Genomic DNA, 23,926 nt, shown 5'->3' on the forward strand with positions numbered 1-23,926 from the left:
TCCGGAGAGCAACGGAGATTGCGGGCAGAACCCATGAGGATCGTAGGGCGCGGCCGGATCGTGATGTGGGAGGGCGGCAGTCTCTGGACCTTTGACGTGCCGCCCGCGCCGGAAGGCCGGCCATCCACCCGTCTGCACGCCCACCATGCCATTCAGATCACCCTGTCGGCCGGCGGGCGCTTCCGCATTCGGACGGAGGGCGGGTGCATGGATGGACCCGTTGTCCTGATCGCGCCCGATGTGCCCCATGCGTTCGAGCCGGAGGGCAAGATCGCGCTGCTTTTCGTGGACCCGGAAAGCCGTGCCGGCCGGGCACTGACGCAAGGACTGGAGGGTGCGCCGGTGGCGAGGCTGGATACCCGGCTCGGGCATGCCCCGTCCAGGCTCGCAGATCTCTGGGCGGACGTGCGGCCTGACGACCGAATGGTCGAGGCCCTGGGCCAGGCCCTTGTCCAGGACGCGATTGGCGGGGCCGTTCCGGCGCGTACGCTCGATCCGCGGATTGCGCGTACCCTCACCTGGCTCAGGTCGCGGATCGGCGAGGGCGTCGGGCTTGCCGAGGCCGCAGCCATCGCCTGCCTTTCGGACAGCCGCTTCAGCCACCTCTTCGCCGCCGAGGTCGGCCTGCCCTTCCGGAGCTATCTGCTATGGCGACGGCTCATGCTCGCGGTCGAGCGGATCTCCGCGGGATCGTCCATCACGGAGGCCGCGCACGAAGCCGGGTTCGCGGATTCGGCCCATTTCAGCCGGACGTTCCGCCGGATGTTCGGCGTGCCGGCAGCGGCCTTGCAGCTCATATGACAGAGCCGAGCCTATCCGACCACGTTGGATCGATCAGGAGGAGTCTCGTCCGTCGAGCCAAGTGCACGTTTCCGGTCGAAACTGCCTCCAGGAATGACCGCTTCGGGTCAACAGGAGAAGCGGGCAGTCGTCCCCAAAAGTCCGCCGAGCGGCAGTGACCCGTCATTCACTGATCCGAGTGCGCTTTTCGGCAGATCGGAGGAGAGCCCGGAATATTGACGAACGGCGCTCCAATGGCAAAAACGGGCGAGAACGAAGCGTATCCTTCCCGCCGGAACGAGCCTCACGAATGTCTGCTCAAGCCACTGTGCAACCCATCAACGACCCCGTCTGCGCCTATATCACCGAGCGCATAGACGCTCTGAACGGCATCAAGAGCCAGCGCGAGATTGCAGCAGAAGCAGGCCTGCCGCGGCCCAATGTCGTCTCGATGATCAAAAAGGGCGACATGAAGCTTCCCTTGGAGCGAGTGCCTGCCTTTGCACGGGCGATCAACGCCGACCCTGCTTACCTCTTCCGATTGGTGATGGAACAGTATTGGCCCGGCGGAGCGGACGTCGTGTCGGAAATTTTCGGAACCGTCACGAGTCGCAACGAGGCAGCGATCTTGAACAAGATACGGCAGGTAAGCCGGGGCACCGATCCTGCTCTTACACCTGCCCTGGAGAAGGCCCTGGAAGAAGCATTCGGTTCGCCCTGAGCCTCACAGCCATACGATCAGGAGAAGGCGCCTCCTCAGAGGCTGATTGGCGCATCGTCCAGCCCCGGAGGCCGGCGGGACGATGCGCCCTTCCGTTTCGGCTGCTCGGGGCCGAAGCCGGTTCGCCGCGGCCGTTGCCACCTGCGTGGCACCCTGCTTCCGGAGGATCCCCCCTTTCATGCCGCGGCGCCTGCGGCCGCTCGCATCCTAAAACGGCGCTTCGACGACCTCCACCCGTACCGTGACAGGGGTGGCCCGCACCGCATTGGTCCGGGCGTCCGACTGGTGGAGCATGAACACGAAGGAATCCGTGCCGGCTTTGTTGGATCTGTAGCGGATCGAGTAGGATCCGTGCGCCACCTCGCCCATGGCAGGCTTCTTCGTCACCTCGATCGGCCTGTAGAAGGGATTGTTGCTCTGGAAATGAAGGTTGCACCAGTTCCAGGGCTGCGCTCCGGGGACGGCGGAGGTTCTTTTGACCGAGGCGACGACCGTCTTCATCGTGGTCTCCACGGCTTGGCCGGGCACATAGATGAAATGGTCGACTTTGCAGAACGACTGAGCATGGACGCCAGCCGGGAACAAGGCCAGCAAGGACGCAACGGCTCGTACCACAACCATCTTTTCCCCCTATCTTCATGCCGAGCTTAGAAGGAAGCCGCTGCGGCCGTCGGACCATTCAGGATAGGGCTCCCAGGAAATCGGCCGGATCCCGAGCCTGGGACGCGGGTCCGCTCTTTCGTGCATGGAGCCGGGGCGGCTCTTCTCACCGACATGCAAATGTGATCTTCTAACGGCAGAAGAGACGCGAAAAGCGCATTCAGGGAGGATGTCGGGACCATGGACGGCTCCGTTTCGGCCGCGATCGAGGTCGATCATCTCCAGGTCAGCTATGGCAGCCAGCGGGTGCTGCACGGGGTCAGCCTCTCGGTGGCGCCAGGCGAGTTCGTCGCCATCCTGGGCTCGTCCGGCTGCGGCAAGACCACCTTGCTTCGCACCATCGCCGGCTTCCAGAAGGCGTCCGGCGGCGCCATCCGCCTGTTCGGGCGGGACGTGGTGAACACGCCGCCGGAGAAGCGCGGCATGGCGATGATGTTCCAGTCCTATGCCCTGTGGCCGCACATGACCGTGCTCGGCAATGTGGGCTACGGCCTGCGCCTGCGCGGGGTGCCCAAGGAGGAGGTCCGCGCCCGGGTCGCCGCCGTGCTGAAGATGCTCAACCTCTCCGGCCTCGAGGACCGCAAGGTGACGGCCCTCTCCGGCGGCCAGCGCCAGCGCGTGGCCCTGGGGCGGGCGCTCGCCATCGAGCCGCCGATCCTGCTCCTCGACGAGCCCCTGTCCAACCTCGACGCCAAGGTGCGCCTCCAGCTCCGCTCCGAGATCAAGACCCTGCAGAGCCGCCTCGGCTTCACGGCGATCCACGTCACCCACGACCGGGAGGAGGCCATGACCATGGCCGACCGGATCGTGGTGATGGATGCGGGCCGCATCGCGCAGGTGGGAACGCCGAAGGAGGTCTACGACCATCCCAATTCCCCCTTCGTCGCGAGCTTCATGGGGGCGGAGAACACGCTGGCCCTCGACGTGCGCCCGAGCGGCGCCGGCGTGGAGGTCAGGGCCGACGACGGCAGCGCGGCGCTTTATGGCGGCAGCGTGCCGGTCGGCGCCGTGACGGCCTATTTTCGCGACGACATCGCTTCGCTCGACGATCCGGACGCCCGGATCGACGGGTCGATCGTCCTTCCCGGAAAAATCACGCAGAGAACGTATCCGGGAGGGCACTACAGGTACGTGGTCGCCATCGGCAGCCGTCATTTTACCGTGACGGACAGCCGCTACCACGAGCTCGACCGTCCGGTGGGCCTGCGCCTGCCGCTGGCGGACCTGCACCTGTTTCCCAACGCTCAGAACACGGGAGGACACCATGCGTAAAGGCCTATTGGCTGCGGGACTCGCAGCCCTTCTCACCAGCGGCGCGGCGAACGCCCAGACCCTCAACGTCGCCACCGCCGGCGACCAGAACATGGTCGACTACATCAAGGACTATCTCGGCCCGCTCTTCGAGAAGAAGCATCCGGGCGTGAAGGTCGTGGCGGTGGGCACCGGCCCGGGCGACGGCGGCTCGCAGAAGATCTACGAGAAGCTCGACGCGCAGAAGAAGGCGGGCGCGCCCTCCGACTTCGACGTGGTGGTGGTGCACCAGAAGGCCGCCGGCACCATGGTGAAGGAGGAGCTGCTCAAGAAGTACCGCGACCAGATCCCCACCGGCAGCCTCGTCACCCGCGAGACGGCGACCAACGCCCTCGGCACCGACGTGTCGGGCTACGTCATGCCCATGTTCCACTCGCAGACCGCCATCGCCTACAACCCGGACCTCGTGAAGAACCCGCCCAACAGCTACCCCGAGCTGCGCGAATGGGTGAGGAAGAACCCCAAGCAGTTCGGCTATAACGGCATCAAGGGCGGCATGTCCGGCGTCGCCTTCGTGGCCGGCTGGGTCGCGGCCTTCGGCGGCGATGCGGCGAAGCTGGAGAAAGGCCCCTACGATCCGGCCGCCAAGGCCACCTGGGACAAGGCCATGGCCGATCTCAAGGAGTTCAACCAGAACGTCGTCATCACCCCCGGCAATGCCGGCACCCTCGACATGCTCAACCGGGGCGAGATCGCCATGGGACCCGTGTGGGTCGACATGTTCTACACCTGGAAGGCGGAAGGAAAGCTTCCCCCCACCATGCGCCTGAAGCTCGTCACCCCCGGCATGCCCGGCCAGCCCATGTACTACGCGATCCCCGCCAAGACCGCGCAGGAGAAGCTCGCCGCCGAGTTCATCGCGCTCGCCACGAGCCCCGACGTGCAGGCCGAGGGCATCGTCAAGCGCTTCAACTGGTATCCCGGCATCGACGCCAAGAACCTCGAGGGCAAGCTCGATCAGGCCGCCTGGAAGCAGCTCTTCTCCGACATCCCGCCGGAGACGCTGGCGGCGAACGGCAAGCCGTTCCCCATCGGCCCCTACTTCAACGACATCCTCGAAGCCTACGAGAGGAAGGTGGCGAACTAGCCCCTGCATCACCCGACGCGGACGGCCGGACGGGCCGCCCGCGCCTCCTCCCGATGTCGTCCCGCGGCACGATCGGACGGTTTTCCACCATGGCGAGACCCTCGTTCTTCGGCCTTCTGCTCATCGCGCCGGCGCTCGCGATGATCGGCGCCCTGTTCCTCTACCCGCTCGGGTACTCGCTCGCCGCCGCCTTCACCGACCCGCAGGGCGGCCTCTCGCTCGTGAATTTCGGCAAGGCCTACGAGTTCTACTCCACCGACATCCTGTTCACGCTCTTCATCGTCATCACCTCGACGCTGCTCACCGGCCTCGTCTCCATCGCGATCGCGGGAATCCTCACCCTCGGCGAGACGCCCTGGCTGGTCGCGGCCCTGCGCGCCCTCTACCGCTGGCCGCTCTTCATCCCGTTCATCGTGGCGGCGCAGTGCATGCGCACGTTCCTGGCCAAGAACGGCCTCATGAACAACACCTTCGTGGCGCTCGGCATCATGGAGCCGATCCAGGCCACGAGCCTCCTCGACTGGCGCGGCATCATCATCACCTTCGTGTGGAAGCAGGTGCCCTTCGTCACGCTCATGCTGGCGGGCGCCATGGCCTCCATCGACCGCGCCACCATCGAGGCCGGGCGCAACCTCGGCGCCTCGCGGCTGCGCGTGCTGGTCGAGATCGTCCTGCCGCAGGTGGCGCAGACGCTGCTCGTCGGCCTCGTCCTCTCCTTCGTCACCATGCTCTCCGTGCTGTCGGTGCCGCTGATGGTGGCGGGCTCGCAGCCCACCATGCTCACCGTGGACATGGCGTTCCGCATCAACTCCTACGGCGACTACGCCACGGCCAACGCGCTGGGCGTCATCTCCTATGCCATCGCCGGAACCGTGGCCTGGATCTACCTGCGCCACTCCGTCAAGCGCGAGGTGCAGGCATGAGCGGGGAGGTTCATCTGTCCGCCGCCCGCGCGCAGACGCTCGGACCGCGGGGCGCGGCGCGGGAGCGGTCCTCCCCGGCCGCAGCGCGGGTCTGGGCTTTCGGCGCCACCGCCCTCAAGATGCTGGGCCTCGCCGTCTTCGCCTTCCTGCTGTTCGGGCCTCTCGCCAACCTCGCCCTGTGGTCGGTGGCGGAGCGCTGGTATGCGCCGTTCAAGCTGCCGGTCTCCTACGGCATGCGCTACTGGGAGGTGGTCTTCCGCCCCACGGGCGACGCCATGTCGTCGCTGATGACCAGCATCGGCATCGCCTGCCTGACGGTGCTGGTGGCGCTTGCCGTGTCGATCCCGGCGGGCTACGCGCTCGCGCGCCTCAGGCTGCCGTGGCGCACGGCGCTGATGATCCTGTTCCTGCTGCCCCAGGCCTTTCCGTCGGTGGCGATCTACATCAACGTGGCGCGGGTCTTCTACGGCTTCGGGCTCACGGGCACGATCACCGGGGTCGTGCTCGTCCACGCCGCCCACGGCCTGGTCTATTCGGTCTGGATCGCCGCCGCGGCCTTCGCCGCCGTGGACCGGGACCTGGAGCTCGCCGCCCGCAACATCGGCGCCTCGCCCCTGCGCACCTTCTTCACCGTGACGCTGCCGCTTGCCGCGCCCGGCATCATGGCGAGCGCCATCTTCGTCTTCCTGGAATCCCTCGACGAATTCACCGGCACCTTCTTCGTCGGCGTGCCCCAGGTGACCACCCTGCCGCTTCTCCTCTACAACGCCAGCATGGGCGGCAACTACCAGATCGCCTCCATCACGGCCCTCATCCTGCTCGTGCCCTCCGTCGCCTTCATGTTCGTCATCGAGCGCTTCCTGAAGGCGGACGTGCTGAGCAAGGTCGGCCAGTAAGCCTTTCGGGAATCGCATGATCAGAATCGTCACCTGGAACATTCAATGGGGCCTCGGCATCGACGGCACCGTCGATCTCGCGCGCATGGTGCGCGAGGCGCGTGCGCTCGCGGATTTCGACGTGCTCTGCCTGCAGGAGGTGTCGGACAATTTTTCCAGCCTGAAGGGCAATAGCGGCGCCAACCAGTTCGCGGAGCTCGCGGCGCTGCTGCCGGGCTACACCGCGGTGGAGGGCGTGGCGCTCGACTTGCCCGACGGAGCCGGCCGCCGCCGCCGCTTCGGCAACATGATCCTGTCGCGCCTGCCCGTGGGCCAGGTGCTGCGCTACACCCTGCCCTGGGAGGCCGCCGCCACCCGCAACATGCCGCGCCTCCTCCTCGAGGCGACGGTGACGACGCCCTCCGGCCCCTTGCGGGTCATGACCACGCATCTGGAATATTCCTCCGATGCCCTGCGTCGCGCCCAGGTGGAGGGCATCCGCGAGGCGCACCGCACCGCCTGCGCGCGCACCGTCACCCCGCGCGAGGACGGCCCCGGCACCTATGTGCGCCTTCCGAGCGCGCCCTCGGCGGTGCTGACCGGGGATTTCAACATGCGTCCGGAGGATCCGGTGAAGCGGCGCATCTCGGAGCCCTTCGCCGACGGCGCACCGGCGCTCCTGGATGCCTGGCAGGCGCTTCACCGAGAGGAGCCGCATCCGGCATCGTTCTGCATCTACGACCGCACGAGCAGCGAGCCCCTTTGCTGCGATTTCGTCTTCGTGACGCAGGACATCGCATCCCGGCTGCGGCGGATCGCCTACGATCAGGAGACCCAGGCTTCCGATCACCAGCCGGTGCTGATCGAGCTCGACCTGTGACCCGGCGCGCCCGGGGCTTGAGGCGGGGCGGCGGCCGGTCCATCTATTCCTCGATCGGGCCATCCGGGATGCAGGGAGATCGAGGCGCATGGCGAAGGATCCGGTTCTGCCCGTCGACGACGAGGCCCGCGGGCTTGCCAAGAGGCTCATGCGCACCGCGCGCTCGGGGGCTCTGGCCACCAACGATGCCGGGAGCGGCACGCCCTTTTCCAGCCTCGTGCAGGTGGGCACGGACCTCGACGGCGCGCCCGTGATCCTGACCTCGCAGCTCTCCCTGCATACCCGGCTTCTGGAGGCGGATCCGCGCTGCTCGCTGCTTCTCTCCGCCGTCGGCAAGGGCGATCCCCTGGCCCATCCGCGCCTGACCCTTCTGGCCAGGGCCCGGCGCCTGGAGCGGGAGAGCGGGGAGGCGCAGGCGATCCGCCGCCGCTACCTGCTGCAGCACCCGAAGGCCGAGCTTTACGTGGATTTCCCCGACTTCGCCTTCTGGCGCCTGGACGTGGCTTCAGGCAGTCTCAACGGCGGCTTCGGCCGCGCCTATCGCATGGCGAAGGAGGACCTGCTCACGGACATTTCCGGTTTCTTCGACTTCTACGATTTCGAGGCCGGAGCCATCGCGCACATGAACGAGGATCACGCCGATGCGGTGGCGCTCTACGCCATGCGGCTCTGCGGCGCCCGCGAGGGCGCCTGGCGCCTCGTCGGCATCGATCCGGAAGGGATCCAGATGGCGCTCGGCGACGAGATCCTGCGCCTGCCTTTCCCGAAGCCGCTCACCGGCCCGCACGAGGTGCGGCCGATGCTGATCAGGCTTGCGAACGAGGCGAGGGGCCGGGAGGGCTGAGGACCGCCGTCACTCCGGAACGCCGGCGAGCTGGAGCGCGTCGAGGTAGCGCTGGCCGAAGGCCTGGTCGCGCCAGGGATTGATCTGGCGCTGCAGGGTGAGGGTATAGGTGGGAAAGGCCTCCATCAGGCGATTTGCGGCAGCCCTGGCCTCGTCGAGGCGCCCGAGCCCCACCAGCGCTCCGATGACGACCCGGTAGGACGAGCCGTAGCCCGGCATCTCCCGAAGGGCCATCTCGCCCCATTTCAGCGCGTCCTCGAACTGCTCGAGCATGAGGTAGCTCATGCCGATGCCGGACAGCGCGATGCCCTTCTCGGGATCGACCGGGCTCAGGCGCATGGCCTTGTGGAAGTGGTCGATGGCGATCAGCGGACGGCTCGAATGGGTGTTGACCCAGCCGCTGCTCGTGTAGCTCTGGGCGGAGTTCGGGTTGAGGTAGAGGGAGCGCTCGATGGCGGCGAGCGCGGCCTCGTAGTCCCTGGCGCTGTAGGCCAGAACCTGGGCGGCGAAGCGCAGGCTCGTCGGATCGTCGCGCGCCTCCGCCATCACCTCGCGCGCCATGCGGATCGCCACGCGGATGTCGTCCGGCTCGTGCCAGCACTGGCTCACCGAGATGCTGCGGATATAGGCGCCGAGCGCCTTGGCAAGGGTGAAGCGGGGATCGATGCTGAGCGCCTCGTTGGTGAGCTTGCGCACGTCGGCGAAGCCCTCCCGTGTCATCTTGTAGAAGCAGGGCAGGGCGCGAAGATACAGGTCGTAGGCGCTCACGAAGGCGGTGGGCTTGTTGTTGGCCTGGCGGATCTCCTCCAGCCGGATGCTGGGCTCCACCGCGCCGACGACGCTTTCCGTCACCCGATCCTGGAGATCGAAGATGTCGCTCAGATCTCCCTCGAAGCGGTCGGCCCAGACATGGTGCCCGGTGGTGCCGTCGATGAGCTGGCCCACGATGCGCACCCGCGATCCCGCCTTGCGGATGCTGCCCTCCAGCACGTAGCGGACGCCCAGTTCGCGCGAGACCTGCCTCACGTCCACCGCGCGGCCCTTGTAGGTGAAGGAGGAGTTGCGTGCGATGACGAAGAAGGACCGCACCCGGCTCAGGCCCGTGATGATGTCCTCCACCAGGCCGTCCGCGAAATAGTCCTGCTCCGGGTCGCCGCTCAGGTTCGTGAAGGGCAGCACCGCGATCGAGGGTCGGTCCGGGAGAGGCAGGGCCATGCCGTATTCCGCAGCGCCTGCGCCCGCGGAGCCCGAGGCGAGGGCATAGGCCCTCACGGGCTCCTCCAGGTTCTTCACCTTCTGCGGCCCGAGATCCGTGAAGGTGAAGGGCAGGAGCTTGCGCACATAGGCATAGGCCGTCTCCGAGATGCAGATGCAGCCCGGCCGGGCGAGCTCCTGCAGGCGGGCGGCGACATTGACGCCCTCGCCGAGAAGATCGCCGCCCCGCACCACCACGTCGCCCACGTGCACCCCGATCCGGAATCGCAGGCTCGAACCCTCCGGCTCCTGGTCGAGCCGATCCTGGACCTCGACCGCGCATTGGACGGCGCTGACCGCGCTCGGGAACTCGGCGAGAAGGCTGTCGCCGGCCGTGTTGGCGATCCGTCCGCCGTTTTCGTCGATGAGACCGTCCATGATCGCGCGCCGGACGGTCAGGGCGCGCAGCGTTCCGGCCTCGTCGGCCTCCATCAGGCGCGAGTAGCCCGCAACGTCGGCGGCAAAGATCGCCGCCAGCCGCCGCTCGACCTTCTGCTTCTGCGGATCCATGGCAGCCTCAGGGCGTGGTCGCGGCTATTGTGCTTCCGTTTGGGAAGGCCGTCCAGCGTCACTGCCGTCGAATCTCTGCGGCGTCGGGCTTTCCCCTGCGGGGCGTCTAGCTCACGCCCTCGTCCTGCTTCCTCTCGCAGTCCCGCTTCGGGGTCTGCTGCGGAGCCCGCTGCTCCTGGGCGATCACGGTGTCCTCCCGGGGCGCCTCGGTGGCGAAGGACGGAACGGCGACGGTGGCGAGCAAGGCAAGGGAGAGGATGCGGAGCATGGCTGTCGTTCCCTGTGGAGGCGCCCCGATGCTAGGGCCATGCGGACCCGCTGGCCAGCCCGTTTCGACCGCGAAAACCGGTCCTCACGCCCTCTTGAAAACCGGAAAAGCCGTTCCTAACATCAAGAACGCCAAGGCTTTTCAACGGCTTGGCAGGACGGGCGCCGGCGGGTGTCCGGCGCTCTCGGACCCATGTTGCTCAATGGAGGATATGGCGATGAGATCAGCTTTCGACTTCTCTCCCCTGTACCGTTCGACGGTCGGCTTCGACCGTCTCTTCGACATGCTCGACCAGTCCGCGCAGGTCGAGTCCATGACCAACTGGCCGCCCTACAACATCGAGAAGCTGGGCGAGGACCAGTACGTCGTCACCATGGCGATCGCGGGCTTCTCCGCCGACGAGATCGAGGTCGTGCAGAAGGAGAGCCAGCTCGTCGTGACAGGCCAGAAGAAGGGTTCCGACGACGGCAAGCAGTATCTGCACCGCGGCATCGCGACCCGCGCCTTCAAGCAGACCTTCAACCTCGCCGACCACGTGAAGGTCACCGGCGCGAGCCTCGAGAACGGGTTGCTCACGGTCGACCTCAAGCGCGAGGTGCCCGAGGCGCTCAAACCCCGCCGGATCGAGATCAAGTCCGCCGGCGCGAAGAGTCTCGCTCAGGACAACCAGCCTGCGCAGATCGAGCACGGCAAGGCCGCGTAAGGTCGGCTCCCATCGCTGCAACGGCGCCGGCCGCGTCGCCGGCGCCGAACCCAAGGGCTTGGATTCATGGGCTTGGATTCATGGGCTCGGATGAAGGAGGATAGCATCATGAACATGCGCGATCTCATTCCCTGGGGTCGCAATCATCAGGCGACCCCGAGCCGCTACCGCGAGGAGGGCGATCCCTTCATGACCCTCCATCGGGAGATGAACCGCCTCTTCGACGACGTCTTCCGCAGCTTCGACATGGCCCCGTTCGGCGCCCTGGGCCGCCTGGCGGCCTGGCCGAGCGTGGAGGTCGTCGAGAATGACAAGGACGTGCGGATTTGCGCCGAACTGCCGGGCCTCGACGAGAAGGACGTCGAGGTGCTGATGGGCGAGGGGGTGCTCACCATCCGCGGCGAGAAGAAGTCCGAGGTGGAGGACAAGGAGCGCGCCTTCAGCGAGCGCACCTATGGCCGCTTCGAGCGCCGCATCCCGCTCCCCTGGGAGGTGCAGGAGGACAAGATCGACGCCGCCTTCAGGAACGGCGTTCTCACCGTCACCCTGCCCAAGTCGGCGGAGAGCCGCCCGCAGGTGAAGCGCATCGCCATCAACCGCGGGGGCGAGGAGACCAAGCACTAGGCTCATGACCGGGCGCCCGGCAACCCGGGCGCCCCGCACGCTCACCGGAGGAAAGGATCGGATGACACAACAGACCATGATCGACAGCCGCACGGATCTGCGCCGCGAGCAGGCCTTTGCCGCTGCCATCGGCCCGTCGTGCCCCACGACCCCTTCCTACACGGAGGCCCTCGTGGATCCGGGCGGCGTCTTCCGCACGCCGGCGGAGGTCGCGGAGCATCCCTGGTTCTCGCACGAGGAGAAGCGCACCGTGCTGCTGTCCTGGGCGCGGGACGAACTCGTGCTCGAGCAGGTGGCGAACCGGAGCCTGCCCGAGCTGAAGCCGCGCTCGCGGATCGACGCGGTGATCGCCGCCCTCTCCCGGTTCGATCCGGGTGCGGCATCCGAGTACCGCGCTGCGGTACGCTCGATCAGGGCGCAGCATCCGCGCAGATCCTCCGGCGGCGCTCTGAAGAAGCTGGTGAAGGCCAAGATCATCCAGAGGGAGGTTTCATGCATCACTCTGTGATCGGAATCGGCCTGGCGATCGCCATCGTGGCTGCCGTCGAGCTGTGGCTGCTCCACGGCAATCCTCCGGCGAAGACCGCCTGACATTGAGATATGGGGCTTGGCATCGGGCTTCGGCCCGGTGCCGGGCCTATCGGCCGGAAGGCCTCAAGGCGAGGCGTGCATGAAGAGAGCGGCCTTCACGAGACGGTCGGGGCCGAGATCGTCGTCCGACTCGAAGCTCATCAGTTCCGCCAGGCGGTTGCGGGCACGGTTGATGCGGCTCTTGATGGTGCCGATGTTTGTGCCGCAGATGCGGGCCGCATCCTCGTAGGACAGCCCCTCCGCGCCCACCAGGAGCAGGGCCTCGCGCTGCTCCACCGGCAGCTTGCTCAAGGCCCTCAGCATGTCCTTGACGTCGAGCCGCACGCCCTGGTCGGGCATGACGGCGACGTTCTCCGCCCAGGCGCCCTCCGGGTCCTCGACTTCGCGCTTCTTCCGGCGGGCCTGGGTGAGGAAATCGTTGCGCAGGATCGTGAAGAGCCAGGCCTGCATGCTGGTGCCCGGCTCGAACTTGTCGAGGTGGGTGAGGCCTTTCAGCAGGGCGCCCTGAACGAGGTCGTCCGCCTTGTCGACGCTGCCGGAGAGGGAGATGGCGAAGGCCCGCAGGTGCGGAATGGCCTTGAGCATCTGCTCCTTCGGGGAGTTTTCAGCCATTACTCGTCCAACCCTACGAATCGAGCTTTCTAGAAGGCCCTTCCCGGGCTCCAGCCGCATTAACCTATGCGAAGCTTGGCCTTGATCCGCGCCAGATGTCGGGAGGGAATCGCCGGGAATCAAGGGAGCGACCGAAATCGGCCCCGATCTGCGGTCAAGCTTTACATGTGGCAATGAGACGGACCGCAGTCGGAGCTACTTTTATTGAGCCGGAACCCATGCATCGTCAGTCCCTGCCGACCGCGAAACGCCTGCCCCGCCGGCCCGTAAGGAACCCCATGACTCAGGCCCGCTGCATCATCGTGGAAGACCAGGCCCTCATCGGCATGTCCCTGGAGGCCTTCCTGGAAGACGCGGGTTATGCCGTAGCCGGCGTCTTCATGAGCAAGGCCGAGGCCTTGCGATGGCTCGAGGGCGATGTGCCCGACATCGCCGTCCTCGACATCATGATCAGGGACGGCACCTCCCTGGAGGTGGCCCGGACGCTCAGGACCCTCGGGGTGCCCTTCGCGGTCTATTCGGGCCTGCCCTCGAGCGCCGACTGCCCCGCCGAGTTCAAGGGCGTTCCGTGGCTTGAGAAGCCCGTGAGCCGCGAAACCCTGGCGGAGGTTCTCGGACGCCTGGCCGCACCTGAAAAGCCGGCCGCTGAGCCCATCGTCGTCGCGCACCGGCCGTAAGGAGGGACCCGAGACAAACGAGGAACATCAGGGCTTCGCGCGCCGTTGTCATGGAGGTTCCTGCTCCTGGGAGGACACCATGAACGTGTCGTTCAAAACCCTGCTGGCTGCGGGCCTTGCCCTGGCCGGATCGATGATCGTTCAGCCCGCGCCGGCCGAGGCCCAGCCCTATTGGGGCTATCGCCACCATCACGCCGGATGGGGCTATCGCCCCTCTTACGGCTATGCGCCGCGGGCTTATTTCGGCCCGCGCTATTACGGATACCGCTACGGCTATCCCTATTATCGCCGCCACTCCGCCGGAGGCGCCCTGGCGGCGGGCCTGATCGGCGGACTGGCTCTGGGCGCCATCGCGAGCGCGGCGGCCAATCCCTACTATGCCCCGGCCTATTACCGCCCGGTCGCCTACGCGCCGCGCCGCTGCTTCGTCGAGCGGCGCCGGTTCGTGAACCCCTACGGGCGCGTGGTCGTCCGGCGGATCGAGACCTGCTACTGAGGCTTTCCCTCCGTCGTCACCCGAAAGCCCCGCAGCCGCGGGGCTTTTGCCGTCCGTTGAAGCCGCCGCCCGGACAGGCTGGAGCATTTTTCGGCGAAGTGGATCCGGTTCGCCGTCAAAAAATGCGGCACGCGAAGAAAAGAGATGATTCCATCTGAATGGAAACAGCTCTAGAGCTGCAGCAGCCCATCCCTGGATGACCCATGACAGCACGCTTCCATCGCGGCGACCTGCCCGCGGATTACCAGCCCGGCTCCGCCATCGCCGTCGACACCGAGACCCTCGGCCTCAACCCGCATCGCGACCGCCTGTGCGTGGTGCAGGTCTCCACCGGCGACGGCACGGCGGACGTGGTGCAGATCGTGAAGGGCGACCCCCTGCCGGAGAATCTCATCCGCGTGCTCTCCGACGAGAGCGTGCTTAAGATCTTTCATTACGCCCGCTTCGACCTGGCGGTTCTCTTCCATACCTTCGGGGTCATGCCGCGCCCGGTCTATTGCACCAAGGTCGCTTCGCGCCTCGTTCGCACCTACACCGACCGCCATGGCCTGAAGGATCTCGTGCGCGAGCAGCTCGGCGTGGAACTGTCGAAGCAGCAGCAATCCTCCGATTGGGGCGCCGACGCGCTCACCCCCGCCCAGCTCGACTACGCCGCCTCCGACGTGCTGCACCTGCACGCCTTGAAGGAGAGGCTCGACCGCATGCTGGAGCGGGAGAACCGCCTCGGCATCGCCCATCAATGCTTCAGCTTCCTGCCGACCCGGGCCCAGCTCGACCTGCTGGGCTGGGCGGAGACGGACATTTTCGCCCATTCTTGACGGGCACTTAAACTTTCCCTCATAAACCTTTATGTCCGTCATAACATCGCCATGAGCCTCCGGCATGGCGCCATGCCGATTGTCAGGCGGAGGGGGTTGACCAGGTGGCGGTACTTCAGGGCACCACAATGGGTGAGGGCCCGGCCTTGCGGCCGGTCGAACGCTCGCGCGCCTTCCGGAGCGCCCGCCGCCACTCGCGCTGGGTGCGGTTCGCCAAGGTCGCCATCCCCCTGGGCTCCCTGCTGGGCATGGCGGCCGTGGGCTTCGTGGCCTATTACGACCCGTTCCGGCAGATCGAGAACCTGAGCTTCGGCTCCATCGGGGTGAGCGGCACCAACGTCACCATGGAAAGCCCGAAGCTGACCGGCTTCAAGAACGACAACCGCCCCTATGAGGTGACGGCCAGCGCCGCCACCCAGGACGTGCGCAAGCCGAACTTCGTGCAGCTCAAGGACCTGAAGGCGCGCATCGTCACCGACGAGCGCGGCACCGTGGCCCGGCTCCAGGCCGCCAGCGGCGTGCTCGACACCAAGCGGGAGCAGATGCGGCTGCGCGACAACATCGTGGTCACCACGGATGCCGGCCACGAGGTCAAGCTCCGCTCGGCCTTCGTGCGTTTCAAGTCCGGCTCCGTGACCTCCAACGAACCCGTGGTCGTGTCCTTCGGCAGCGGCACCATCGAGGCGGAAGGCCTCAGCGTCACCGACAACGGCAAGGTGATGAGCTTCACCGGCCGCGTCCGCACCATTATCCAACCTTCTTCGAATTCCGCCTCCTCCGCCCCGGAGGCTGCCGGCACGGGCTCGACCGTCCCAGCGCCCCAACAGACAAGTGTTCGTCCATGATGAGTCTCACACGCGCCGCCCTCGCCCTCGCGCTTCTGTCCTCCGTTCCGCCGGGGGCCGCCTGGGCTCAGGCCAGCAAGGAGCGGGCCGTGGGCTTCGGCAATTTCGGCTCCAGCAAGGAGCCGATCAAGATCGATGCCAACAAGCTCGACGTCTTCGACAAGGAAGGCCGCGCGGTCTTCACCGGCGATGTGGTCGCGGTCCAGGGCGAGAGCACCATGAAGTGCACGGTCATGACCGTGTTCTACGAGCAGCGCGACCAGAGCGGCGGCCCGGCCACGCCCGCGCCTGCGGCGGCGGCGGGAGCCGACGACAGCGCCATCAAGAAGATCGACTGCAAGGGACCCGTCACCATCGTGTCGCGCACCCAGGTGGCGACCGGCGAGAACGCCACCTTCGACCGGGGCTCCAACAAGATCCTGCTCACCGGCAACGCCACCTTGAGCGACGGACCGAACGTCACCAAGGGCGAGCGGGTGCTCTACGACATCAACACCGGCGTCGCCAATATCGAGACGGCGCCGGGCGGACGCGTGCGAGCCCTGTTCGTTCCGGGCAGCGGCGGCCCGGCGCCCACGGGCGCCGGCGGAGGCGCCAATGCGCCCGCCAAGCCCAAGCCGCAACAGAGGCCGGCCACGAACTGAAACGGGGGGCTTCCCCCGCCTTGACCCTTCCACCACCAGCGACGATCCTGTGAAACCGCTTTTCAACCGTTCCCCCTCCGGTCCTTCGAACGTGAGCCTCCTGGAGCCGCAAGGCGCGGGCAGGGGCCCCGTTGCGCATTCGCGCCGGGATGCCGAAGCCGTGTTCGGCGGACCCGGCATTCTCGCGGTCAAGGGCCTGCAGAAGAGCTATCGCGGCCGCACCGTGGTGCAGGATGCGGGCTTGAGCGTGCGCGCGGGCGAGGCGGTGGGCCTGCTGGGCCCGAACGGCGCGGGCAAGACCACGATCTTCTACATGATCACCGGCCTCGTCGGGGCGGATCGCGGCGTGATCAGCCTCGACGGCCACGACGTCACGGGCCTGCCCATGTACCGGCGCGCCCGTCTGGGCATCGGCTACCTGCCGCAGGAGGCCTCGATCTTCCGCGGCCTCAACGTGGAGGACAACATCCGCGCCGTGCTCGAGATCGTGGAGCCCAGCCGCAAGGAGCGCGAGCGCAAGCTCGACGCGCTGCTCGACGAGTTCAACATCACGCGCCTGCGCAAGTCGCCCTCCATCGCCCTCTCGGGCGGCGAGCGGCGGCGTTGCGAGATCGCCCGGGCGCTGGCGGGCGAGCCCACCTTCATGCTCCTCGACGAGCCCTTCGCCGGCATCGACCCGATTGCGGTGGGCGACATCCAGAACCTCGTGCGGCACCTGACGCGCCGCGGCATCGGCGTGCTCATCACCGATCACAATGTGCGCGAGACCCTGGGCCTCATCGACCGGGCCTACATCATCCATTCCGGCCGCGTGCTCACCGAGGGCACCCCGGACGCCATCGTGGCCAACGAGGACGTGCGCCGCCTCTATCTCGGCGAGGATTTCCGGCTCTAGAGCATCGTGCGGAAAACTGGATCCGGTTTTCCGACCGGAGCGATGCTCTTAACTTTAACTCAAAGACAAAGCCTCGGACCCAAAAGTGGATCTGCACTTTTGGGTCCGAGGCTTTGGGAACCTCCAGCCTTTTGACGCCGCCCGGCCAGCCGCAGTAAAACGGCACAGGCATGCAAGAACCATGCCTGAAACGCCGGGGTGCGGTCATGAATGCGATGCAACGGCTGGAGCTGCGCCAGGGCCAGTCCCTGACCCTCACCCCCCAGCTCGTCCAGTCCATCAAGCTGCTGCAGCTCTCCCAGGCGGAGCTGGCGGCCTACGTGGCGGCTGAGCTCGCGTGCAATCCCCTCCTGCAGGAGGCCGCCGCGGGGCCCGACGCGGCGGCGCCGACCCTGGCCGATTTCCTGCGCGCCAAGGACAGGGCACGGGCCGCGGGCTCCCGCATCGTACCCGGAGCGCCGCCCCTGCGAACGCAGGCGGCGGGGGGCGCATCGGGGCAGGCGCCGGGCGCAGGCCATGACGAGCTCGGGCCGGAGGTCGAGAACAGCGTCGTCCGCGCGGCGAGCCTGGCGGAGCACCTGGAGGCGCAGCTCGACCTCGCCGCCGCCGATCCGCGCCTGCGCACGATCGGCCGGCACCTGATCCACGCCCTCGACGAGGCCGGCTACCTCGCCGAGGATCTGGCGGCGATCGCAGGCCGCCTGGGAATCGGCATGGAGGATGCCGAGGCGGCGCTGCGGCTCGTCCAGACCCTCGAGCCCTCCGGCGTGGGCGCGCGCGATCTTGCCGAGTGCCTGGCGATCCAGCTGAAGGAGCGCGACCGGCTCGATCCGGCGATGCAGGCCCTGCTCGATCATCTCCCCCTTCTCGCCCGACGGGACCTCGCCGCCCTGCGCAAGGCGTGCGGCGTCGATGAGGAGGATCTTGCCGACATGCTGGCCGAGATCCGCCGGCTGAACCCGAGGCCGGGCCTCGCCTTCGCGCCGGCGCCCGTCCAGGTGCTCGTGCCCGACGTGCTGGTGCGGGCGGCCTCCGACGGCAGCCTTGCGGTCGAGCTCAATCCCGACACCCTGCCCCGCATCCTGCTCAACCGCACCTACTATGCCGAGGTCGCCAAGGTCCTGCGCAAGGACGAGGACAAACGCTTCCTCGCCGAGTGCTTCGAGACGGCGAGCTGGCTCACCCGCAGCCTCGAGCAGCGCTCCAGGACGATCCTCAAGGTAGCCGCCGAGATCGTGCGCCAGCAGGAGGCGTTCTTCCGCGAAGGCGTGGGAGCCCTGCGCCCCATGACGCTGAAGGGCGTGGCGGAGGCGATCGGGATGCACGAATCCACCGTCTCCCGGGTGACGGCGAACAAGGCGCTGGGCACCGAGCGCGGCACCTATCCGATGAAGTTCTTCTTCGGCACGGCCACGGGCGAGGGCGAGCATGCCGCCAGGGCCGTTCGCCACCGGATCGGCCAGCTGATCGCCGCGGAGAGCCCGGACCGGGTGCTCTCGGACGAGGCCATCGCCCGGATGCTGAAAGGCGAGGGAATCCAGGTCGCCCGCCGCACGGTGGCGAAGTACCGGGAGGCCCTGCGCATCCCCTCCTCCGCAGCCCGCCGCAGGGAGCACGGAGATCAAGCCTGACCGTTTCGGCCCCGGATTTCAAGTCTTGCATTGGCCCGCAGACGGATCATCATCGCCCTCGGAGCACACCCTTCGACGATCGCCGCGAAGCGGGGTGCGAGGCTGAGGAGGACAGGATGACGTTGAGGGTGTCGGGCAAGAACATCGATATCGGCGAAGCTCTCAGGTCCCAGGTCCAAGCCCGGGTGGCCGGCGCCCTGGCCAAGTATTTCGACGGCGGCTATTCCGGCCATGTGACCGTCACCCGCGACGGCGGCAGCTTCCGCACCGACTGCGTGCTTCACCTGACCTCGGGCATGACGCTCGAGGCCTCGGGCCTCGCCGCCGACGCCTATGCCAGCTTCGACCGCACGGCGGACCGAATCGAGAACCGCCTGCGCCGGTACAAGCAGCGACTCAAGGACCGCCCCGGCTCGGGTCATGAGCGCGCGGGCGCGAGCCTGGAGGTGCCCTATGCGGTCTTCGAGGCTCCGAACGACGAGACGGTGGAGGAGGACGGCTACCACCCCATCGTCATCGCGGAGACCACGAAACCCCTGCACAGGCTCTCCGTCAGCGACGCTGTGATGCAGCTCGATCTGACGGGAGCGGCGGCTCTGGTGTTCATCCACGCTAGCACCGGACGCGTGAACGTCGTATATCGCCGCGGCGACGGGGCGATCGGCTGGGTCGATCCGCCGCCTGCACAGCCGTGAAGGGGGGTACTCCTTCTGGCCCGGTTCTTGCGTGGAACGGTGAGAGGCCTTCCAGGCTTCACATCAAAATGCGGCGTGATCGATGCCTTTGCTGGATTTTCTAGACCCTCAAGCCGTGCTGCCCGCCCTGCGCGCCAACGGCAAGAAGCAGGCTCTTCAGGAACTGGCCTCCCATGCGGCCCGGCTGACCGGCCTTCCCGGCAGCGCCATCTACGAGGCCCTGCTGCAGCGGGAGAGGCTCGGCTCCACCGGGATCGGCGAGGGCATCGCCATTCCCCACGGCAAGCTGCCGGGCCTGACCCGGATCTTCGGGCTGGTGGCGCGGCTCGACAAGCCCATCGACTTCGAGGCCCTCGACGGCCAGCCGGTCGACGTGCTCTTCCTCCTGCTCGCCCCCGAGGGCGCCGGAGCCGATCATCTGAAGGCGCTGGCGCGGGTGGCGCGGGTGCTGCGCGAGCCGGGGCTCATCGAGCGGCTGCGCGCCACCCGCGATGCCACGGCCATCTACGCCATCATGACCGAGCTGCCGAAAGCCGCCTGAAGCCGCAAAGAGCGGCACGGGACGCTCGCTGCGGCATTCTTACCCATCGTAAACCCCTCCTTAACCCTCCTCCCGGATCCTGCTGCCGCAAGGTAACAAAAAGGATTCGGGGCTCATGGCGTCTCTGGCTCGGTTGAAGCAGCCGTCCGTACGGGTGCGCGTCGCCACCTTGAGCGGCGTGATGGTGCTGGGCTTCGCGGTGATCGGCGCGGTGTTCCAGATGGGACGCCAGGACGTGGACCGGGCGCTCTCCGCCCAGCAGACCTATTCCGCCCTGGCCGAGAAGGCCAATGCCTTCCGGGGCCAGGCCGATGCCCTGAAGGTCACCGCCGGTGAGTGGACCGCAAGCCGCCTCAGCCATCACGGGCAGGCCTTCGTCGACCGCCACAAGGCCATGGCCGCCGAACTCGACGCGATGGGCGCCGCCTCCGGGGCGCGCCTGGTCGAGCCCGAGATCGCGACGCTGAAGCAGCATGCCGCCACCCTGATCGACCAGGCGAACGCCCTCGGCAAGCTCTATGCCGCCATCGGCACCAAGCCCGACGAGGGCGTGCAGGGCCGTCTCCTCAAGGCCGAGGCCGCCCTCGAGCGGGCCGTGCGCCCCCTGACCAGCAGCGGCGAGACGGTGACGTGGCGGCTCTGGGCGGCGACGCTCGGCATGTTCAACCAGGAGGCCCGCGCCCGCATCCTGCTCGAGGAGAGCATCATGGCGGCCTTCGACGTGGAGCAGGGCCGGTTCGCCCGCGCCCTGGCCCAGCTCTCGGGCGAGGCCGCCAAGGAGAAGGCCGCAATCGAGGCCGCCAGCACGGAGTTCCAGACCGCCTTCCAGGCCTGGGGCGAGCTGGAGCGCCAGGTTTCCGGGCAGGGCGAGAAGCTGATGGGCCAGTTCGACCTGCTCGTGCCGGTTCTCGACCAGCTCCTCGCCAAGGTGCGCGCGGAGGCGCATCAGACGGAGGAGCAGCTCACCGCCTCGCAGAACCGCACCTTCTCCCTCATCCTCTGGGCCATGGGCGTCACGCTGCTGCTGGGCCTGATCCTGAACTTCCTCGTCGGCCGCTCGATCTCCCTGCCGCTCACCCGGCTCCAGCAGGCCATGCAGCGGCTTGCGGACGGCGATGCGAGCGTCGACATCCCGTCCACCTCCGCCGCCAACGAGATCGGCGCCATGGCCCGCACCGTCCTCGTGTTCCGCGACAACGCCCGGGAGCGCGAGCGGCTCACCCGTGAACGCGAGGGCATGGCGGCGCTCGATGCGGAGCGCGCCCATGCGATCTCCGGCGCCATCGCCGCCTTCGACGCCTCCGTCGAGCAGATCCTGGCGGAGGTTCGCCAGGTCACGGGGGATCTCGCCCAGGCGTCGAGCCAGCTCGAAGGCTCGGCCAATCACGTCACCCGGCAGGCGCAGATCGCGGGCAGCGCCTCTATGCGCACGGCGCAGAACATGTCGGCGGTGGCGAGCGCCGCCGAGGAGCTCGACGCCTCGCTCGCCGAGGTGGCCGCTCAGACGAGCGCCTCGGCCCAGGCCTCCGAGCGCGCCGTCGCCGAGGCGCGGGGAGCGTCGAGCAGCATGACCGCCCTGTCCGCCGCGACCAGCCAGATCGGCGAGGTGGCGGGCCTCATCCGCACCATCGCGGCCCAGACGAACCTCCTGGCGCTCAACGCCACCATCGAGGCGGCGCGGGCCGGCGAGGCCGGCAAGGGCTTCGCCGTGGTGGCCAACGAGGTGAAGGACCTGGCGGGCCAGACCGCCAAGGCCACCGAGGAGATCGCCCGGCAGATCGAGGCGGTGCAGGCCGCCTCCCGCGAGACCCTCGTGGCGCTCGGCACCGTGCAGGCCTCCGTGGAGGATCTCGCCGGCGTGGTCTCCACCGTGGCCGGAACCGTGGGCCAGCAGACGGCCGCCGTGTCCGAGATCGCCCAGTCCGTGGCCCAGGTCTCCACCGAGGCGCAGGCGGGCACCTCCGCCATTGAGACGACCCAGGGCGTGGCCCTGCAATCCCTCGAGGCGGCCAAGGCGGTGGCGGACCTTTCCGAGACCCTGGAGCGTCAGGCGCAGCGCCTCGGCGCCGAAATCCACCAGTTCCTCAACAGCGTCCGGGCGGCCTAAGGCTGCCCGGCGATCTCCCAGACGAGCTGCACGTTGGCCGTGTAGCGGATCGTTGCCGGCGGCACGATCGGCACCGCTTCGGCGCCTGACGCCGCCATGCGCATCCGCGCGCCCATCTCGGGCTGGGGCTCGAAGGGCTGGGCCGAGCCGTCCCGGATCTCGACCAGGCGGCCGAGCGACACGCCGGCCGCCCTCGCATAGACCTCCGCCTGGCGCTTCGCGTCCTGCACGGCCGCCTCGCGGGCGCGGGCGCCGCCCTCCTCCTGCCGGTCGAGACCGAAGCTGACCGCCTGGAACGTCATGTCGCCGCTCGACAGGATCTCGCCGGCCAGGCGCCCGACACCGTCGAGGTCGCGGGTGGTGATGCGCAGCTGGTGGTGGGCCGAGAACCGCGGCGCCTTGATCTCCTTGCCGTCGGGTCCCGCCTGGGGCGGCGTCCGGAACACCTGGAAATTGGCGGTGCGGATGTCCTCCCGCTTGACCCCGAGGCTCTGGATGCGGGCGAGCACCCGCTCCGTCGCCGTGCTGTTGGCGGCACTGGCCTGGGCCACCGTGTCGGCCCGGGTTTCCACCGTCACATGGATGCGCGCGAAATCGGGCTTCAGCTCCGCCTCGCCGGTGCCCATCACGCCGATCGTGGGCTGGCGCGGAGCAGGGGTCTGGGCGAAGGCGGGAAAGGCGAGGCTGGCGGCAAGGAGGGCTGCGGGGGCCGAACGCATGACGAAACGTCCTTCTTTCATGAAAAAAGCTCCGCCCGAGTGGACGGAGCTTGGCGGGCGCGCCGAATCTGCGCGACCCAATCTGAGCGCCGGATTAACGGCCGGTCTTCACCCGGGTCCAGAGCCTTGTGACGGTGCGCTGGGAGCGCTCGTCATAGGCCGTGTTGGTGAAGAGGCGCTTCATGGTGGCCTCGTCCGGATAGATGCCCGGGTTGTCGAGGATCGCCTTGTCGATGTGCTGCTTGGCGGCGAGGTTGCCGGAGGCGTAGGACACGAAGTTCGTGTTCATGGCGGCGATCTCCGGGCGGAGCATGAAGTTGATGAACTCATGCGCCTCGGCCACATTCTTGGCGTCCGCCGGGATGACGAAGCTGTCGAACCACATCAGCGCGCCCTCGCGCGGGATGACGTAGCTCACCTCGACCCCGTTCTTGGCCTCCTCGGCCCGGCTCTTGGCCTGGATCATGTCGCCGGAATAGCCCACCGCCACGCAGATGTCGCCGTTGGCGAGCGCGTTGATGTACTCGGAGGAGTGGAACTTCTGGATGTTGCCGCGCACCCGGAACAGGGCATCGCCCGCCTTGTTCAGGTCCTCGGTGCGCTTGGAATCGGGGTTGAGGCCGAGATAGGCCAGCACGCCGGGAAACAGATCCTCGGGCGAGTCCAGCATGTAGATGCCGCAGCTCTTGAGCTTGGAGGAGATCTCCGGCTTCAGCACCAGGTCCCAGGTGTTGAGCGGCATGTCGCCCAGGATCTCCTTCACCTTCTTGACGTTCACGCCGATGCCGGTGGTGCCCCACATGTAGTTCACGGCATATTGGTTGCCGGGATCGTACACGGCCAGACGCTGCGTCACCTCCGGCCATTGGTTGGCGAGGTTGGGCAGCTTCGCCTTGTCGAGCTTCTGGAACACCTTGGCGCCGATGAGCCGCTGCACGAAGGGGCCCGACGGCACCACGATGTCGTAGCCCGACTTGCCGGCCAGAAGCTTGGTCTCGACGATCTCGTTGTTGTCGTAGGTGTCGTAGACCACCTTGATGCCGGTCTGTTTCGTGAACTCGTCCAGCGCCTTCGGATCCACGTAGTCGGACCAGTTATAGACGTTGACCACGCGCTGCTGCTGCGCGGCGGCGCCGGTCACAAGCCCTACGGTGAGGGCGACGGAAGCGAGAAGACGGAACATCAGGGGTGGGAACTCCTCACGATGAGAGTGAC

Annotated in this window: 27 protein-coding genes; 21 read left to right on the top strand and 6 right to left on the bottom strand. The window is 67.6% G+C overall.

The window, feature by feature from the left end; translation table 11 throughout:
* Window positions 1-33: 33 nt before the first annotated feature.
* Together GR303_RS05585 and GR303_RS05590 are read left to right on the top strand one after the other, a co-directional pair.
* Window positions 34-801 (top strand): helix-turn-helix transcriptional regulator, encoded by a 768-nt coding sequence (locus tag GR303_RS05585; RefSeq protein WP_161720999.1) that lies wholly within the window; start codon window positions 34-36, stop codon window positions 799-801.
* A gap of 289 nt (window positions 802-1,090) precedes the next feature.
* Window positions 1,091-1,501 carry a helix-turn-helix domain-containing protein gene (locus GR303_RS05590; RefSeq protein WP_161720998.1) on the top strand — a complete coding sequence of 137 codons (411 nt, stop codon included), beginning with the start codon at window positions 1,091-1,093 and terminating at the stop codon, window positions 1,499-1,501.
* A gap of 207 nt (window positions 1,502-1,708) precedes the next feature.
* Here the strand turns inward: GR303_RS05590 and GR303_RS05595 are convergent, their stop codons facing one another.
* Window positions 1,709-2,122: a hypothetical protein gene (locus GR303_RS05595; protein WP_161720997.1), complete on the bottom strand. Its 414-nt coding sequence runs from the start codon at window positions 2,120-2,122 to the stop codon at window positions 1,709-1,711.
* 219 nt (window positions 2,123-2,341) lie between these two features.
* Between GR303_RS05595 and GR303_RS24330 the strand changes: the two genes are divergently transcribed.
* From GR303_RS24330 to GR303_RS05630, 6 genes are all read left to right on the top strand, one after another.
* A complete protein-coding gene (locus GR303_RS24330; protein ID WP_201751900.1) occupies window positions 2,342-3,433 on the top strand; it encodes an ABC transporter ATP-binding protein in 1,092 nt (363 codons plus the stop codon).
* Window positions 3,426-4,559 (top strand): ABC transporter substrate-binding protein, encoded by a 1,134-nt coding sequence (locus tag GR303_RS05610; protein ID WP_161720995.1) that lies wholly within the window; start codon window positions 3,426-3,428, stop codon window positions 4,557-4,559. Before GR303_RS24330 ends, GR303_RS05610 begins: the two co-directional genes overlap by 8 nt.
* 89 nt (window positions 4,560-4,648) lie before the next feature.
* Window positions 4,649-5,482, top strand: a complete 834-nt coding sequence (locus GR303_RS05615; protein ID WP_161720994.1) for an ABC transporter permease — start codon at window positions 4,649-4,651, stop codon at window positions 5,480-5,482.
* Between the two features lie 119 nt (window positions 5,483-5,601).
* A complete protein-coding gene (locus GR303_RS05620; RefSeq protein ID WP_161721415.1) occupies window positions 5,602-6,378 on the top strand; it encodes an ABC transporter permease in 777 nt (258 codons plus the stop codon).
* 16 nt (window positions 6,379-6,394) lie between these two features.
* On the top strand, window positions 6,395-7,237 hold the full coding sequence (locus tag GR303_RS05625; RefSeq protein WP_201751901.1) for an endonuclease/exonuclease/phosphatase family protein: 843 nt from the start codon (window positions 6,395-6,397) through the stop codon (window positions 7,235-7,237).
* A gap of 88 nt (window positions 7,238-7,325) precedes the next feature.
* Window positions 7,326-8,081, top strand: a complete 756-nt coding sequence (locus GR303_RS05630; RefSeq protein WP_161720993.1) for a HugZ family pyridoxamine 5'-phosphate oxidase — start codon at window positions 7,326-7,328, stop codon at window positions 8,079-8,081.
* A gap of 9 nt (window positions 8,082-8,090) precedes the next feature.
* On the opposite strand, the gene GR303_RS05635 is transcribed toward GR303_RS05630, so the two are convergent.
* Complete coding sequence (locus GR303_RS05635) at window positions 8,091-9,845, bottom strand: adenylate/guanylate cyclase domain-containing protein (protein WP_161720992.1); 1,755 nt, start codon at window positions 9,843-9,845, stop codon at window positions 8,091-8,093.
* A gap of 106 nt (window positions 9,846-9,951) precedes the next feature.
* The gene (locus tag GR303_RS05640) at window positions 9,952-10,113 is read right to left on the bottom strand and encodes a hypothetical protein (RefSeq protein ID WP_161720991.1); all 162 of its coding nucleotides are present in this window, start codon (window positions 10,111-10,113) and stop codon (window positions 9,952-9,954) included.
* Between the two features lie 217 nt (window positions 10,114-10,330).
* Here GR303_RS05640 and GR303_RS05645 point away from each other — a divergent pair, with 217 nt between their 5' ends.
* The 3 genes from GR303_RS05645 (at window position 10,331) to GR303_RS05655 (ending at window position 11,948) form a co-directional block, all read left to right on the top strand.
* Window positions 10,331-10,816, top strand: a complete 486-nt coding sequence (locus GR303_RS05645; protein ID WP_161720990.1) for an Hsp20 family protein — start codon at window positions 10,331-10,333, stop codon at window positions 10,814-10,816.
* Window positions 10,817-10,924: 108 nt separating this feature from the next.
* The gene (locus tag GR303_RS05650; protein ID WP_161720989.1) at window positions 10,925-11,440 is read left to right on the top strand and encodes an Hsp20/alpha crystallin family protein; all 516 of its coding nucleotides are present in this window, start codon (window positions 10,925-10,927) and stop codon (window positions 11,438-11,440) included.
* A gap of 61 nt (window positions 11,441-11,501) precedes the next feature.
* On the top strand, window positions 11,502-11,948 hold the full coding sequence (locus GR303_RS05655; protein WP_161720988.1) for a hypothetical protein: 447 nt from the start codon (window positions 11,502-11,504) through the stop codon (window positions 11,946-11,948).
* Between the two features lie 146 nt (window positions 11,949-12,094).
* Here the strand turns inward: GR303_RS05655 and GR303_RS05660 are convergent, their stop codons facing one another.
* Complete coding sequence (locus tag GR303_RS05660; RefSeq protein WP_161720987.1) at window positions 12,095-12,643, bottom strand: sigma-70 family RNA polymerase sigma factor; 549 nt, start codon at window positions 12,641-12,643, stop codon at window positions 12,095-12,097.
* 278 nt (window positions 12,644-12,921) lie between these two features.
* Between GR303_RS05660 and GR303_RS05665 the strand changes: the two genes are divergently transcribed.
* The 10 genes from GR303_RS05665 to GR303_RS05710 all read left to right on the top strand — a co-directional run bounded on the left by GR303_RS05665 (window position 12,922) and on the right by GR303_RS05710 (window position 21,992).
* Complete coding sequence (locus tag GR303_RS05665; RefSeq protein WP_161720986.1) at window positions 12,922-13,320, top strand: response regulator; 399 nt, start codon at window positions 12,922-12,924, stop codon at window positions 13,318-13,320.
* A gap of 79 nt (window positions 13,321-13,399) precedes the next feature.
* Window positions 13,400-13,816 carry a hypothetical protein gene (locus GR303_RS05670; RefSeq protein ID WP_161720985.1) on the top strand — a complete coding sequence of 139 codons (417 nt, stop codon included), beginning with the start codon at window positions 13,400-13,402 and terminating at the stop codon, window positions 13,814-13,816.
* A gap of 203 nt (window positions 13,817-14,019) precedes the next feature.
* On the top strand, window positions 14,020-14,634 hold the full coding sequence (locus GR303_RS05675) for a ribonuclease D (protein WP_161720984.1): 615 nt from the start codon (window positions 14,020-14,022) through the stop codon (window positions 14,632-14,634).
* A gap of 128 nt (window positions 14,635-14,762) precedes the next feature.
* On the top strand, window positions 14,763-15,479 hold the full coding sequence (gene lptC / locus GR303_RS05680; RefSeq protein ID WP_161720983.1) for an LPS export ABC transporter periplasmic protein LptC: 717 nt from the start codon (window positions 14,763-14,765) through the stop codon (window positions 15,477-15,479).
* Window positions 15,476-16,123 carry an LptA/OstA family protein gene (locus GR303_RS05685; RefSeq protein WP_246205211.1) on the top strand — a complete coding sequence of 216 codons (648 nt, stop codon included), beginning with the start codon at window positions 15,476-15,478 and terminating at the stop codon, window positions 16,121-16,123. Before lptC ends, GR303_RS05685 begins: the two co-directional genes overlap by 4 nt.
* Complete coding sequence (lptB, locus tag GR303_RS05690) at window positions 16,077-17,018, top strand: LPS export ABC transporter ATP-binding protein (RefSeq protein ID WP_201751902.1); 942 nt, start codon at window positions 16,077-16,079, stop codon at window positions 17,016-17,018. The genes GR303_RS05685 and lptB overlap by 47 nt, the downstream gene beginning before the upstream one ends.
* A gap of 206 nt (window positions 17,019-17,224) precedes the next feature.
* The gene (rpoN, locus tag GR303_RS05695) at window positions 17,225-18,649 is read left to right on the top strand and encodes an RNA polymerase factor sigma-54 (protein ID WP_161720981.1); all 1,425 of its coding nucleotides are present in this window, start codon (window positions 17,225-17,227) and stop codon (window positions 18,647-18,649) included.
* Between the two features lie 116 nt (window positions 18,650-18,765).
* Window positions 18,766-19,344 (top strand): ribosome hibernation-promoting factor, HPF/YfiA family, encoded by a 579-nt coding sequence (hpf, locus tag GR303_RS05700; protein WP_161720980.1) that lies wholly within the window; start codon window positions 18,766-18,768, stop codon window positions 19,342-19,344.
* A gap of 82 nt (window positions 19,345-19,426) precedes the next feature.
* Window positions 19,427-19,885 carry a PTS IIA-like nitrogen regulatory protein PtsN gene (ptsN, locus tag GR303_RS05705; RefSeq protein WP_161720979.1) on the top strand — a complete coding sequence of 153 codons (459 nt, stop codon included), beginning with the start codon at window positions 19,427-19,429 and terminating at the stop codon, window positions 19,883-19,885.
* A 115-nt stretch (window positions 19,886-20,000) separates the two neighbouring features.
* Window positions 20,001-21,992, top strand: a complete 1,992-nt coding sequence (locus GR303_RS05710) for a methyl-accepting chemotaxis protein (RefSeq protein WP_161720978.1) — start codon at window positions 20,001-20,003, stop codon at window positions 21,990-21,992.
* Here the strand turns inward: GR303_RS05710 and GR303_RS05715 are convergent.
* Window positions 21,989-22,732 (bottom strand): SIMPL domain-containing protein, encoded by a 744-nt coding sequence (locus GR303_RS05715; RefSeq protein ID WP_161720977.1) that lies wholly within the window; start codon window positions 22,730-22,732, stop codon window positions 21,989-21,991. The genes GR303_RS05710 and GR303_RS05715 overlap by 4 nt on opposite strands.
* Window positions 22,733-22,805: 73 nt before the next feature.
* Window positions 22,806-23,894, bottom strand: coding sequence for a polyamine ABC transporter substrate-binding protein (locus tag GR303_RS05720; RefSeq protein ID WP_161720976.1), 1,089 nt, complete (start codon window positions 23,892-23,894; stop codon window positions 22,806-22,808).
* Between the last annotated feature and the right edge of the window lie 32 nt (window positions 23,895-23,926).

The organism is Microvirga arsenatis, from assembly GCF_009910705.1.
In the GTDB taxonomy this organism is placed as follows: Bacteria; Pseudomonadota; Alphaproteobacteria; order Rhizobiales; family Beijerinckiaceae; genus Microvirga; species Microvirga arsenatis.